Source organism: Streptomyces sp. NPDC058534 (assembly GCF_042717365.1).
Lineage (GTDB): Bacteria > Actinomycetota > Actinomycetes > Streptomycetales > Streptomycetaceae > Streptomyces.
The window spans coordinates 26,818-39,494 of sequence record NZ_JBHXNW010000051.1 but is presented as its reverse complement, the minus strand read 5'-3'; the positions used below and the strand labels follow the sequence as shown (position 1 = coordinate 39,494).

The following is a 12,677-nucleotide window of genomic DNA, read 5'->3' as shown; positions in this document are numbered from 1 at the left end:
CGGGCGGTCGGCACCGGACGCTCCTAATGTGGCGATCAGTCAGCTGAAGAACCGTTCGCTCCGGGAGGTACTCCCATGTCCCTGTTGTCCGCACCGTCCTCGCGCTCAACCCTGGTCCGCGGCCTGGCCACCGCCCTCGCGGCCGGCACGCTCGCCACCGCCGTCGCCGTCACGCCCGCCGTCGCGAACGACGAGCGGGGCGGCGGGGACTCCTCCTCCGGCAGCGCCACCGGCGGGAACGGCGACGACTGGGGCGGCGGCGACGGCCGCCAGGAGCAGGGCCGGTACCGGGGCGTGGTCACCACCGACCGGCTCCCGCTGCGCACCTCGCCGTCCCGCGGCAGCGAGGTCATCCGGTACGCCCGCCGTGGCGAGACCGTCCGCATCCACTGCAAGGCCCCCGGCGACAGGGCGCGGGGCAACCCGCTCTGGTACCTCCTGGCGAACGGCACCTGGGCCTGGGGCTCGGCCCGCCACATCGACAACATCGGCCCGGCGCCGCGCTGGTGCTGACGCCGACACCCTCCACACCACACCATTTGGGTAAGTTCCGGACATGACCAAGGCCGGACCCGGAACCGGGATCACCGTGGCACAAGCGGACACGCCCGCTCCCGTCGCCCGGCTCCCCCGGCGCCGGGGCATCGAACTCGCGCTCATCCTCATGGCCGTACTGCTGTCGGTGTTCGGCTACTGCAACGTCGGACTCGCCCAGCACGGCACCCTCCCGCCCGGCGCCGCCGGTTACGGCGCCGGGCTCGGTGTGCTCGCGCTCCTCGCCCATCTGGCGGTACGGCTGCGCGCCCCCTGGGCCGACCCGCTGCTGCTGCCGATCGGCGTGCTGCTCAACGGGCTCGGCCTGGTGCTGATCTACCGGCTCGACCTGGAGACGCCGGGCGACCGGGCTGCCCCCACCCAGCTGGTGTGGTCGACGCTGGGCGTCGCGCTGTTCATCGTGGTCGTCCTGCTCCTGCGCGACCACCGGGTCCTGGCGCGCTACGCCTACGTCTGTGTCGCCGCCGCGCTCGTCCTGCTCACCGTGCCGATCTTCTTCCCGGCGGTGAACGGCGCCCGCATCTGGATCCGGATCGAGGGCTTCTCCATCCAGCCCGGCGAGTTCGCCAAGGTGCTGCTCGCGGTGTTCTTCGCCGCCTACCTGGCCGCGAACCGCAGCGCGCTGGCGTACGCGGGGCGCCGCGTGTGGCGGCTGCAACTGCCCACCGGCCGCGTCCTCGGCCCGATCCTCGCCGTATGGCTGGTCAGCGTCGGGGTCCTGGTCCTGGAGCGCGACCTCGGCACCTCGCTGCTGTTCTTCGGTCTCTTCGTGGTCCTTCTCTACGTCGCCACCGGCCGCACCGGCTGGATCGCCGTCGGCCTGCTGCTCGCGTCGCTGGGCGCGGTCGCCGTGGGCTGGCTGGAGCCGCACGTGCACAGCAGGGTGGAGGACTGGCTGCACCCGTTCGCCTCCATCGAGGCGGGCGACGGGCCGGGCCAGCTGGCGCAGTCCCTGTTCGCCTTCGCGGCGGGCGGGGTGACCGGCACCGGTCTGGGCCTCGGCCACTCCGTGCTGATCGGCTTCGCCGTCAAGTCCGACTTCATCCTCGCGACCGCCGGGGAGGAGCTGGGCTTCCTCGGACTGACCGCCGTCTTCCTGCTGTACGGGCTGCTGGTGGAGCGCGGCTACCGGGCGGGCCTGGCCGCACGCGACCCGTTCGGCCGGCTGCTCGCGGTCGGCCTCTCCTCGATCGTGGCGCTCCAGGTGTTCGTCATCGCGGGCGGCGTGACCGGGCTGATCCCGCTGACCGGCATGGCGATGCCGTTCCTGGCCCAGGGCGGGTCCTCGGTCGTCACCAACTGGGCGATCGTGGCGCTGCTGATCCGGGTCAGCCACGCGGCCCGGCGCGGGGCGCCCTCGTGACCCGGCACATCCGGCACGCGGCCCTCTTCTGCGCCCTGCTGCTGGTCGCCCTGGTGGTGAACGCGGCCCGGGTGCAGATCGTCCAGGCCCCGGAGTACGACGGCAACCCGGCCAACCGCCGCCCCGACATCGCCCGCTACCAGCAGCCGCGCGGCGACATCCTGGTCGGCGGCGAGGCGGTGACGGGCTCCCGGGACACCAGGGAGCACCTGCGCTACGAACGGACCTACGCGAACGGGCCGATGTACGCGCCGGTCACCGGCTTCGCCTCTCAGGCGTACGGGACGAGCCTGCTGGAGCACGCGGAGGACGGCCTGCTGTCCGGCGCCGACCCGATGCTCGCCCCGCTCCCGCTGTGGAACGACGTCACGGGCGCCCACAACCCGGGGGGCGACGTCGTGACGACGATCGACGGGGCCGCGCAGCGGGCCGCGTTCGAGGGGCTCGGCCGGCGGACGGGCGCGGTGGCCGCGATCGAGCCGGCCACGGGGCGGATCCTGGCGCTGGTGTCCACCCCGTCGTACGACCCCCAGCTGCTGTCCGGCAACAGCGCTGCCGCCAACCGGACCTGGGACCGGCTGAACGGCGACCCGGACAAGCCGATGCTCAACCGGGCGGTGCGCCGGACCTATCCGCCCGGTTCGACCTTCAAGGTGGTCACCGCGGCGGCGGCGCTGGACGCGGGTGTGGTCCGCGACCTGGACGCGCCGACCCGCTCCCCCGACCCGTACACCCTGCCCGGCACGCGCACCCGGCTGACGAACGAGGCCGACGGCTGCCGGAACGCCTCGCTGCGGGAGGCGTTCGAGTGGTCCTGCAACACGGTGTTCGCCAAACTCGGCGTGGATGTGGGGGTGACGGACATGACCGCCATGGCGGAGGCGTTCGGCTTCAACGACGACGCGGTGCGGATCCCGTTCGCCGTCTCGCGCTCCACCTTCGACACCTCGGTGGACCGGGCGCAGCTCGGGCTGGCGTCGATCGGGCAGTACAACACCCGGGCCACCCCGCTCCAGATGGCGATGGTGGCGGCGGCCGTGGCGGGCGGCGGTCGGGTGCGCTCGCCGTACCTGGTGGAGCGGACCCTGCGGGCGGGCGGCAGCCTGGTGGCGACGGCCGGGTCCCGGCCCTCGCGTGAGGTGATGCGGCCGTCGACGGCGGCGCGGCTCAAGGAGCTGATGACCGGGGTGGTGGAGAGCGGCACCGGGGCGAAGGCCGCGATCCGCGGGGCCACCGTCGGGGGCAAGACCGGCACCGCACAGCACGGCGTGGGCAACTCGGGGACGCCGTACGCCTGGTTCGTCTCCTGGGCCCGGCGCGACCGGGACATGGAGCCGAAGGTCGCGGTCGCCGTGGTGGTCGAGGGCACGGCGGCGGACCGTGAGCGCATCAGCGGGGGCGGCCTTGCGGCGCCGATCGCCCGGTCGGTGATGGAGGCGGTGCTCAGCGGCGGGAAGAGCGGGCCGCCCGGAACCTGAGGGCCTCTCACTTCTTTACTCGCGGTCAACAAGTGCCGCGCGGGGGATTGACGAGCTTGCTGACAAGCAGTCTCATAAGACGTGCGAGTGACCGCGGGTAACCCGAACCGTACGACGAGGTGGGACAGTCATGACGACCCTGACGGAAGCCGACGCGCTCGACGGTCTGCGCGACGCGCTCGGCCTGCTCAAGGACCGCGAGCAGGTGGCCGAACGGCTGCTCGACTCGTCCGCCAAGCACTCCTTCGACCCGGACAAGGAGCTGGACTGGGAGGCGCCGTTCGAGGACGGCAAGTGGTTCTGGCCGCCGGAGCTGGTGTCGCTGTACGACACCCCGATGTGGAAGCGGATGAGCGAGGAGCAGCGCATCGTGCTCTCCCAGCACGAGGCCGCCGCGCTCGCCTCGCTCGGCATCTGGTTCGAGCTGATCCTCATGCAGCTGCTGGTGCGGCACATCTACGACAAGGCCGCGACGAGCGCGCACGTGCGCTACGCGCTGACCGAGATCGAGGACGAGTGCCGGCACTCCAAGATGTTCGCCCGGCTGATAACCCGCGGCGAGACGCCCTGGTACCCGGTGAGCCCCGCCCACCAGCACCTCGGCCGCCTCTTCAAGACGATCTCCACCACGCCCGGCTCCTTCACCGCCACGCTGCTCGGCGAGGAGATCCTGGACTGGATGCAGCGGCTGACCTTCCCCGACGAGCGGATCCAGCCGCTGGTCCGGGGCGTCACGCGGATCCACGTCGTGGAGGAGGCCCGGCACGTGCGCTATGCCCGTGAGGAGTTGCGCCGCCAGATGGTGACGGCCCCGAAGTGGTCGCAGGAGTTCACCCGGATCACCTCCGGCGAGTTCGCCCGCGTCTTCTCCGTCGCCTTCGTCAACCCGGAGGTCTACCCGAACGTGGGCCTCGACAAGCGCGAGGCCCTGGCGCAGGTCAAGGCCAGCGGCCACCGCCGCGAGATCATGCAGACCGGCGCGAAGCGCCTGACGGACTTCCTGGACGACATCGGGGTGCTGCGGGGGGTCGGGCGGCGGCTGTGGAGGTCGTCGGGGCTGCTGGCCTAGCGGGGCCGGTACGAGCCGCTCACGTGCGGGGTGGCGGGGGTGTGCGGGTTACGCTGCGGTTCATGACCCCGCAGGCTCCCACCCCCGCCTACCGCCGGCTCAGCGTCGAGGAACGCCGCGTCCAGCTGCTCGACGCGGCGCTCGCCCTCTTCGCGCACCGGCCCCCGGAGGAGGTCTCCCTGGACGACGTGGCGGAGCAGGCTGGGGTCTCGCGGCCACTGGTGTACCGGTACTTCCCCGGCGGCAAGCAACAGCTGTACGAGGCCGCACTGCGGTCGGCCGCCGACGAGCTGCGGCTCTGCTTCGACGAGCCCCGCGAGGGACCGCTGCTGGCCCGGCTGACCCGGGCCCTGGACCGCTACCTCGCCTTCGTCGACCAGCACGACACCGGCTTCAGCGCGCTGCTGCGCGGCGGCAGCGTGGCGGAGACCTCCCGCACCTCCTCCATCGTGGACGGGGTGCGCCGGGCCGCCGCCGAGCACATCATGAGCCACCTGGACGTGGCCGAGCCCGGCCCCCGGCTGCGGATGACCGTCCGGATGTGGATCACGGCGGTGGAGGCGGCCTCGCTGATCTGGCTGGACGAGGAGAAGCAGCCGCCCCTCGACGAGCTGCGGGACTGGCTCGTGGAGCAGTTCCTCGCCGTACTGACGGTCACCGCCCGCCGCGACCCGCAGACCTCGGCCCTGGTCGAGGCGCTGGCGGCGGACATCTGACACCGCCGCGCGGATCGCTGACACTGGTGCCGTGAAGAGCGAAGACACCCCCTTCGAGGGCGGCCCGATGGACGGGCGGCTGCTGCCCGTCCTGGTCGGCATGACCGGGCACCCGCCGAAGACGTACCGCATCCCCGTACCGGACCCGGACGGCGGCCCGCCCACGGTGCTCGTCTACCGGCGCGTGCCCCGCGACGGGCGCGGCGGACTCGGGTTCGCCCGCTGGAAGTACGCGTACGACCCCGAGGGCAGGCTCGGCTCCGGCCGGAAGTGGCCCTGGTCCAAGCCGGACGCGAAGACCGGACGACCGGGCGCCGATCCAGACGCCACGCCGGGCGGCAAGCCGGACGACGCCGACGGGTGACCCCGTTGCGCCGAACCGCGCACACTCGGCGCGCGGAACCCACGAGCACGTCACAGGCTCGCCGTGCGGAGCGGACCCGCCGCCCCGCATCGGAGGTGATGACGTGTCAGGAAGGCTTCTGCGTCTGGTGTGTACGGCGGCGATGGCGGCGGGGATCGCCCTGGCGCCCGGGCCCGCCGCGGCCGAGCCCCGACCCGGCGGGACCGGCGGCGACCGCCCCCTGTCCGAGTTGCTGACGGAGCTTCAGGAGCTGTACCGGGAGGCGGAGAAGGCCACCGAGGCCTACAACGGCACCGATGTGCGGCTGACCCGGCAGCGGGCCGAGGTGCGGCGGCTGGACGCCGAGCTGGCCCGGACCCGGCACTCCCTGAGCGACAGCCGGGGCGCGGCCGGGCGGCTGGCCCGGCAGCAGTACCAGAACAGCAGCAACCTCTCCCCCTATCTGCGGCTGCTGCTGGCCCGCGACCCGCAGCACGCGCTCGACCAGGGGCATGTGATCGGGCAGCTGGCCCGGGAACGCGCCGAGACGGTCGGCCGCCTGACCGGCGACACGAAGAAGGCCGACGAGCTGGCCCGGCGGGCGCGCGAGGCCCTGGACGCGCAACGCTCCCTCGCCGGACGCCAGGTGAGCGAGCGGGACGACGTGCGCGACCGGCTGCACGCCGTCGAGGAACTGCTGGCCTCGCTCAGCCCCGCGGAGCTGGCCGCGCTGGCGGAGTTCGAGCGCAGCGGCATCGCCGACGCGCAGGAGCGGTTCATGGCGTCCGGCGCGCTCGGCGACGACGCCAAGCCGTCGGGGGCGGGCGACCGGGCGGTGCGCTTCGCGGTGGAGCAGCTCGGCAAGCCGTACGAGTGGGGCGCCGAGGGCCCGGCGTCGTACGACTGCTCGGGGCTGACCTCGGTGGCCTGGGACCGGGCCGGGACGGCGATCCCCCGGACCAGCCAGGAGCAGTGGGCCCGCCTGGACCGCGTACCGCTCGCCGAACTGCGCCCCGGTGACCTCGTCGTGTACTTCCCCGAGGCCACCCACGTCGCGATGTACCTCGGCGACGGCATGGTGGTCCAGGCCCCCCGCCCCGGCGCCGACGTCAAGGTCTCCCCGATCGCCGCCAACCCGGTCCTGGGCGCCGTACGCCCCGACCCCGCCGCCGAGCCCCTGCGGCACTACGCGCCCCCGGCCCTCCCGGAGGGCGCGACGAACGGCTCGGACGAGGGGTACGCGGCGCCCTACGCGCCGGCCCCTCCCGAGATCTCGGCGAGGTAGGCCCCGGTCTTCGCCGGGTCGTAGAAGAAGTTCTCGAAGTCGGACGGGTCGTTGAAGCCGTTGGCGAAGCGGTTGGCAGCGGGCTGGAGCCGGCCGGCGGCGCCGATGAGGTTCAGGATGTGCTCCGGCGGCGGGGCGAGCATGGCGTTCGTCCACTTGGTGACGTGCTGGGCGGTCTGCCAGTAGCGCTCGAAGGTCTGCCGCATCCAGGTCTCGTCGAATTCCTTCTCGCCCTGTTCCAGGATCGAGGCGAGGTAGGCGGCGGCGCACTTGGAGGCGGAGTTGGAGCCCTGACCGGTGATCGGGTCGTTGGCGACGACCACGTCGGCCACGCCGAGGACCAGGCCGCCGCCGGGGAGCCGGCCGACCGGGTTGCGGACGGTGGGGGCGTAGCGGCCGGCCAGCGTGCCGCCGGCGTCGGTCAGCTCGACCTTGGTGGCCCGCGCGTACTCCCAGGGCACGAACTTCTCCATGAGCTCCAGGGTCAGGGAGAGGTGCTCGGCCGGGTCCTTGACGTCCTTGAAGGCGTCGAGCGGGCCGCCGGGTATGCCCTCCCAGAACAGGATGTCCGCGCGGCCGGAGGTGGTGAACGTCGGCATGATGAACAGCTCGCCGACGCCGGGGACCAGGTTGCAGCGGACTGCCTCGGTCTCCGGGTGCTCCGGACGCGGGCCCATCCCGTGCACGTAGGCCACCGCGAGGGCGCGCTGGGGCTCGCTGTACGGGGAGCGGGAGGCGTCGCGGCCGAACATCTGGACCAGTTCGCCCTTGCCCGCGGAGACCAGCACCAGGTCGTAGGCGCGGGAGAAGTAGTCCAGGTCGCCGACGGCCGCGCCGTGGATGACCAGCTGGCCGCCGCGCTGGGCGAAGGTCTCCATCCAGCCGGCCATCTTCACCCGCTGGTCGACCGACTGCGCGAAGCCGTCGAGCCTGCCCAGCCAGTCGATCGCGCGCTGGGTCGGGCCCGGGTCGTGCGAGCCGGGGGCGGCGACCGAGACGCCGAGTCCCTCGATCTTCGGGGCCTGCGACTCCCAGAAGTTCAGCTGGAGGTCGCGCTCGTGCTGGAGTGCCGTGTGGAACATGCACTGCGTCGACATGACCCGGCCGGTGCGGATCTCGTCCGCGGTCCGGTTGGACATCAGGGTGACCTCGTAGCCGTGCGACTGGAGGCCGAGGGCGAGCTGGAGACCGGACTGGCCGGCTCCGACGACGAGTATCTTCCGCATGCGGGGGACGCTCCTAAAGGGACTGCTCGGGGACTACTCGGGGGACTACTCGGGGGTTTCGTCGAGCGCGTGGCCCACGAGGGACAAGAGGGTCTCGATGGCCGAGATCCGACGGCGCGCATCCATGATCATTACAGGTATGTGCGCGGGGATCGTCAGCGCCTCCCGCACGTCCTCCGCCCCGAACAGCTCGCTGCCGTCGAAGTGGTTCACGGCGACGACGTACGGCAGGCCGCAGCTCTCGAAGTAGTCCAGGGCCGGGAAGCAGTCCTTCAGGCGCCGGGTGTCGGCCAGCACGACGGCGCCGATCGCGCCGCGCACCAGGTCGTCCCACATGAACCAGAAGCGCTGCTGGCCCGGCGTGCCGAACAGGTAGAGCACCAGGTCGTCGTCGAGCGTGATGCGGCCGAAGTCCATGGCCACGGTGGTGGTGAGCTTGCCCGGGGTGGCGGTGAGGTCGTCGGTCTCCTCGCTCGCCTCGGTCATCAGCGCCTCGGTCTGCAGGGGCGTGATCTCCGAGACGGCGGTGACCAGGGTGGTCTTGCCGACCCCGAATCCGCCCGCCACCACGATCTTCGTGGCCACGGGCGCACGGGTGCGGTCCGTCTGCCAGGGCTGCACGGGCTCGTCGGGGTCGACGAGCGGGGAGACGCCGGAGGCGGCGGCGTCAGAGACGACGGAGTCCACTGAGCACCCTTTCGAGCAGAGCGCGGTCCGGGCGGCCCGTGCCGTGGCCGGTCCCGGTGCCGTACACACGGATCTTTCCCTGGTCCGCGAGGTCGCTGAGGAGCACGCGGACCACGCCGAGCGGCATCTTCAGCAGCGCGGCGATCTCGGCCACCGTACGCATACGGCGGCACAGTTCGACGATGGCCCGCATCTCCGGCATCACGCGGGAGGAGAGGCCGCCGTTCGTCAGTTCCTTGCGCTCCTCGGCGGCTTCGAGCGCGGCGGTGCCTGCGGTGGCGCCGACGAACGTCTCGACGAGCAGGACGTGGCCGAAGCGGGTCCGGCCGCCGGTGAGCGAGTAGGGGCGTACGCGGGCGGGTTTGCGGTCGGCGCCGCGTACGGGGAGGTGCCCCCGGCTGTTCCCGGGACTGCTGCTCATCGGGCGCTCCCCGTCGACTCGGACGACTCGGACTCCAGCGACTTCCGCAGCTCGCTGCGGAGTTCGGGCGTCAGGACATGGCCGGCGCGGCCGACGAAGAGCGCCATGTGGTACGCGACGACGCTCATGTCGCAGTCGGCGGAGCCGTGCACGCCGAGCAGCGAGCCGTCGCTGACCGACATCACGAACAGGCTGCCCTCGTCCATCGCGACCATCGTGTGCTTCACCGTGCCGAAGTCCATCAGCCGGGCGGCGCCGATGGTCAGGCTGCCGACGCCGGAGACGACGGTGGCGAGGTCGGCCGCCGAGCCGCGCGGGCCGGTGCGGGGCGCTTCGCGGACCTGCCGGGCCTCCTCGTTGCGACCGGGGTCGGAGGAGAGGAGCAGGAGGCCGTCGGAGGAGACCACCGCGACCGATTGGATGCCGGGCACCTCCTCGACGAGGTTGGTCAGCAGCCAGTGGAGATTGCGGGCTTCACTGCTCAGACCGAAGGTACTGGGCGCGGTCAACTGCTTGCCTCCTCGACGGTGCCCCCCGTGGCTTCTACGGTTGTGTCCCCCGCGGCGATCTCCGCCTCGACGTCGCGTCGTCCGGCTTCCGCCCCCTGGCGGAATCCTCCCAGACGGCGGCGGAGTGCCTCGGCGTCGACGGAGCCCGAGGTGCGCTGCCGCGGTGCCGTCGCGGGTGTGCTGAGCTTCGGGGTCCGCTTGGGCAGGCCCTTGTCGGTGACGGGGTCGGCCTCGTCCGGCGTGCGGTCGTGGCCGTCGGGGCCGACGGCGTACGGGTCGGCGGCGGGCTCCGGGCCGGGAGCGGGCTCCAAGTCCGGTGGTCCTGCCTGGGCCGGGAGCAGGAGCGCCATCGTGGTGTCGTCGGGGAGGTCCCGGCCCGGGGCTGCGGTCTCGTCCTGGGTCCCGGGCGCGTCGGTGTCCGTTTCGGCGCTCTCGGCGACCGGTGCGCCCTCCAGTTCCGGTTCGGGTTCCGGTTCCGGCTCCGGTGCGGCCGCGGCGTCGACTGCGGCCGGTGCGGCCGGTGCGGCGGGAGCGTTCGCCTCCGCGCGCCGTACGGCCTCCTCCGCCGAAGCCACCAGCGGGTCCGCGCCGCGGTGCGCGCCGTTCTCCGCGCGCCCGTGCAGGACGTTGGAGTTGGCCTCCGCGTCGGCGCCCGGGAGGGAGAAGGAACCCGTCCCGTCGGACACCGGCACGGTCGGGGCCAGCGCCGCCGGCGGGGCCGGTGCGAGCAGCGGAGCGGGGAGCACGACGACGGCCGCGACACCGCCCTGTTTCTGCTCCCGCAACCGCACGCGCGCCCCGTGCCGGTGGGCGAGCCGGGCGACCACGTAGAGGCCGAGCCCGAGACCGTCCTCGCCCTCCCGGTCGTACGGCGCCTGCGGGTCGAAGTCGGTGAGGCGGGCGTTGAGCCGCTGGAGCCGGTCGGTGGCCATGCCGATGCCCTCGTCCTGGACGGAGAGCATCACCTCGCCGTTCTCCAGCAGCCAGGCGGAGACCTCGACGGGCAGGTCCGGCGGCGAGAACGAGGTGGCGTTCTCCATCAGTTCGGCGAGCAGGTGGGAGAGGTCGTCGGCGGCGAACCCGGCGACGTGCGCGTGCGGCGGCAGCGCGGCGATGCGGACCCGCTCGTACCGCTCGATCTCGCTCACCGCGGCCCGGACCACGTCGACCAGCGGCACCGGTGAGGCGCTGTGCTGGACGTGTTCGGTGCCGGCCAGGACGAGGAGGTTCTCGCTGTGCCGGCGCATGACCGTGGCGAAGTGGTCGAGCTTGAACAGGGTGGACAGGCGGTCCGGGTCCTGTTCGCGCTCCTCCAGGCTCTCGATGACGGCGAGTTGCCGCTCGACCAGACCGAGGGTGCGCAGCGCGAGGTTGACGAAGGTGCCGCCGATGCTCTTGCGCACCACGTCGAGGCGCGCGGCGGACTCGGCGAGTTCGGCGCGCAGTTCCTCGCGGGCGTCGGCCATCTTCTGGCGCTGGCCGACGAGGTGCTTGCGGTCGGACTCCAGGGTGTTGACCCGCTCGGCGAGCGTCGCGGCGTGCGCGTGCAGGGCGTTGACGGAACGCACGACCTGGGCGAACTCGTCGTTGCGGCCGGTGAAGGCGACCGGTTCCTCGGCCGCCATGTCCTCCGCGCCGGCCAGCCGGGCCGAACCGCGGCGCAGCACCGACAGCGGGCGGGTGAGGGTGCGGGCCATCGCGGTGGCGATGCCGAGGGCGAGCAGGATCAGGGCGCCGAGGGCGGCGATCCGGATCTCCAGCGCGGTGACGTCGTCGTCGCGCAGCTGCTCCAGCGCCGTGGTGCGCTTCTCGTAGAGGGCGGACTCGGCGCCGCGCATCGCGTCGACGCGGGCGGAGAGCGCGGCGTCCAGCCGCTTGGTGCTGGTGCCGAGGTCGTCGTCGGAGAGCGTCGGTTCGTCGGTGAGTCCGGCGAGGTACTTCTCGGCGGAGTTGACCTCGGGCCCGGCGACCGTGGCGTCGAAGCTGCCGCGCGCCTCCTTGGGGGCGCCCTCGCGGAAGTCGGCGAGGGCCGCGTCGGAGCGCACCCGGGCCTGCTGGGCGGCGGCGGCGAGCGCGTCGCGCTGCTTGGCGTCCGCGTCCGAGGAGGTGGTCCTCTCGGTCGGCAGGCCGGTGATCGGGTCGATGACGGTCTGGGTGCTGCTGGGCACGGCGAGCGCCGCGAGCAGCAGGCCCCGGGTGGCGGCGGCCTGCTGGACGGCGGTGTCCAGTTCGGCGAGCGCGTAGGCGCCGGCGCCCGCGCGGGGCGGCATCTCCTCGGCCAGCTTCTCGGCCAGGGCGTGGAGTTCGGTGATGGCCTCGGAGTACGCCTGGTGGGATTCGAGGGCGGTGCTCTTGCCGGTGAGGGCGGCCCGGCGCAGGGCGGCGATGGCGTCCAGGTCCTCACGCAGGGCGGAGGGCGTGTCGGCGTCGTCGCGCAGCTCCTCGACCTGCCGGTCCACGCGGGCGCTGCGCTGCTCGGAGGGCGCCTTGTCCTCGGGCCGGCCGGCCGCGATGTAGGGGGTGACCTCGTCGCGCTCGTCGGCCAGTGAGTGGGCGAGGCTGAGCGCGCCCTGGGTCCGCTCGGCGAGCGTCACCAGTTCCTGGGAGTCGTGCAGTTGCCCGGAGGCGGTCACGACCGACGGGGCACCGGCCGCGGCGACGGCGGCGGCCACGACCGCCACGGCGACGATGAGGCGGTTGCGTACGTGGGTGGGACGACCCTTGCCGGCGGGGGTCTCCGGCGGCGGAGGGGTGGAGGTGCCGGGGGTGCGCTCCGCGCTCCCCGCGGGGGCCGTCTGCTTGTCTGTGCGACGAGGCCGCGTCTTCTGCACCGGTGCTCGCATTCCTCACTCGTGTACCCGTGGGCCCGGGTGGCGCTCCGTCAACTGGCCGGTCGGCGCAGGCATCCTCCGCCGAGCTCCGGGCCGTTCCCCGGCCGCCGACAGCGCGTCGGGCGGGGAGACCGCGTGAGCGGGGCAGGCCCCCCGCAGTTTCCCGACCCTCCCAGTGCCGGTGGGTGGTGAGC

12 protein-coding genes are annotated in these 12,677 nt (G+C 73.2%); 7 read left to right on the top strand and 5 right to left on the bottom strand.

The annotated features are described in order from the left end of the window. Positions 1-75 precede the first annotated feature (75 nt). The 7 genes from ACFWR9_RS27680 (at position 76) to ACFWR9_RS27650 (ending at position 6,809) form a co-directional block, all read left to right on the top strand. Entirely contained in the window at positions 76-513 is a 438-nt protein-coding gene (locus tag ACFWR9_RS27680; RefSeq protein ID WP_383846602.1) for an SH3 domain-containing protein, read from the top strand. 43 nt (positions 514-556) lie between these two features. Beyond that, positions 557-1,918, top strand: coding sequence for an FtsW/RodA/SpoVE family cell cycle protein (locus ACFWR9_RS27675; RefSeq protein ID WP_383846601.1), 1,362 nt, complete (start codon positions 557-559; stop codon positions 1,916-1,918). After that, positions 1,915-3,396: a penicillin-binding transpeptidase domain-containing protein gene (locus ACFWR9_RS27670; protein WP_383846600.1), complete on the top strand. Its 1,482-nt coding sequence runs from the start codon at positions 1,915-1,917 to the stop codon at positions 3,394-3,396. Before ACFWR9_RS27675 ends, ACFWR9_RS27670 begins: the two co-directional genes overlap by 4 nt. 130 nt (positions 3,397-3,526) lie before the next feature. Further along, complete coding sequence (locus tag ACFWR9_RS27665) at positions 3,527-4,465, top strand: diiron oxygenase (protein WP_383846599.1); 939 nt, start codon at positions 3,527-3,529, stop codon at positions 4,463-4,465. Between the two features lie 62 nt (positions 4,466-4,527). Then, positions 4,528-5,181: a TetR/AcrR family transcriptional regulator gene (locus ACFWR9_RS27660; protein ID WP_383846598.1), complete on the top strand. Its 654-nt coding sequence runs from the start codon at positions 4,528-4,530 to the stop codon at positions 5,179-5,181. 31 nt (positions 5,182-5,212) lie between these two features. After that, entirely contained in the window at positions 5,213-5,545 is a 333-nt protein-coding gene (locus ACFWR9_RS27655; RefSeq protein ID WP_383846597.1) for a hypothetical protein, read from the top strand. A gap of 103 nt (positions 5,546-5,648) precedes the next feature. Then, positions 5,649-6,809, top strand: coding sequence for an NlpC/P60 family protein (locus tag ACFWR9_RS27650; RefSeq protein WP_383846596.1), 1,161 nt, complete (start codon positions 5,649-5,651; stop codon positions 6,807-6,809). Here ACFWR9_RS27650 and ACFWR9_RS27645 read toward each other — a convergent pair. The 5 genes from ACFWR9_RS27645 to ACFWR9_RS27625 are packed head-to-tail and all read right to left on the bottom strand — an operon-like array spanning position 6,773 to position 12,495. Next, positions 6,773-8,035: a styrene monooxygenase/indole monooxygenase family protein gene (locus ACFWR9_RS27645; protein WP_383846595.1), complete on the bottom strand. Its 1,263-nt coding sequence runs from the start codon at positions 8,033-8,035 to the stop codon at positions 6,773-6,775. The two genes, ACFWR9_RS27650 and ACFWR9_RS27645, sit on opposite strands and share 37 nt — an antisense overlap. Before the next feature lie 45 nt (positions 8,036-8,080). Continuing rightward, positions 8,081-8,722, bottom strand: coding sequence for an ATP/GTP-binding protein (locus tag ACFWR9_RS27640; RefSeq protein ID WP_383846594.1), 642 nt, complete (start codon positions 8,720-8,722; stop codon positions 8,081-8,083). Beyond that, complete coding sequence (locus tag ACFWR9_RS27635; RefSeq protein WP_383846593.1) at positions 8,703-9,143, bottom strand: DUF742 domain-containing protein; 441 nt, start codon at positions 9,141-9,143, stop codon at positions 8,703-8,705. Before ACFWR9_RS27635 ends, ACFWR9_RS27640 begins: the two co-directional genes overlap by 20 nt. Next, entirely contained in the window at positions 9,140-9,652 is a 513-nt protein-coding gene (locus tag ACFWR9_RS27630; RefSeq protein WP_383846592.1) for a roadblock/LC7 domain-containing protein, read from the bottom strand. Before ACFWR9_RS27630 ends, ACFWR9_RS27635 begins: the two co-directional genes overlap by 4 nt. Continuing rightward, the gene (locus tag ACFWR9_RS27625) at positions 9,649-12,495 is read right to left on the bottom strand and encodes a nitrate- and nitrite sensing domain-containing protein (protein ID WP_383846591.1); all 2,847 of its coding nucleotides are present in this window, start codon (positions 12,493-12,495) and stop codon (positions 9,649-9,651) included. Before ACFWR9_RS27625 ends, ACFWR9_RS27630 begins: the two co-directional genes overlap by 4 nt. Positions 12,496-12,677: the final 182 nt, after the last annotated feature.

Excerpts from the sequence above, each read along its gene's own strand:
- ACFWR9_RS27680 (WP_383846602.1), top strand. The coding sequence starts at position 76 with ATGTCCCTGTTGTCCGCACCGTCCTCGCGCTCAACCCTGGTCCGCGGC.
- ACFWR9_RS27675 (WP_383846601.1), top strand. The coding sequence starts at position 557 with ATGACCAAGGCCGGACCCGGAACCGGGATCACCGTGGCACAAGCGGAC.
- ACFWR9_RS27665 (WP_383846599.1), top strand. The coding sequence starts at position 3,527 with ATGACGACCCTGACGGAAGCCGACGCGCTCGACGGTCTGCGCGACGCG.
- ACFWR9_RS27660 (WP_383846598.1), top strand. The coding sequence starts at position 4,528 with ATGACCCCGCAGGCTCCCACCCCCGCCTACCGCCGGCTCAGCGTCGAG.
- ACFWR9_RS27645 (WP_383846595.1), bottom strand. The coding sequence starts at position 8,035 with ATGCGGAAGATACTCGTCGTCGGAGCCGGCCAGTCCGGTCTCCAGCTC.
- ACFWR9_RS27635 (WP_383846593.1), bottom strand. The coding sequence starts at position 9,143 with ATGAGCAGCAGTCCCGGGAACAGCCGGGGGCACCTCCCCGTACGCGGC.
- ACFWR9_RS27625 (WP_383846591.1), bottom strand. The coding sequence starts at position 12,495 with ATGCGAGCACCGGTGCAGAAGACGCGGCCTCGTCGCACAGACAAGCAG.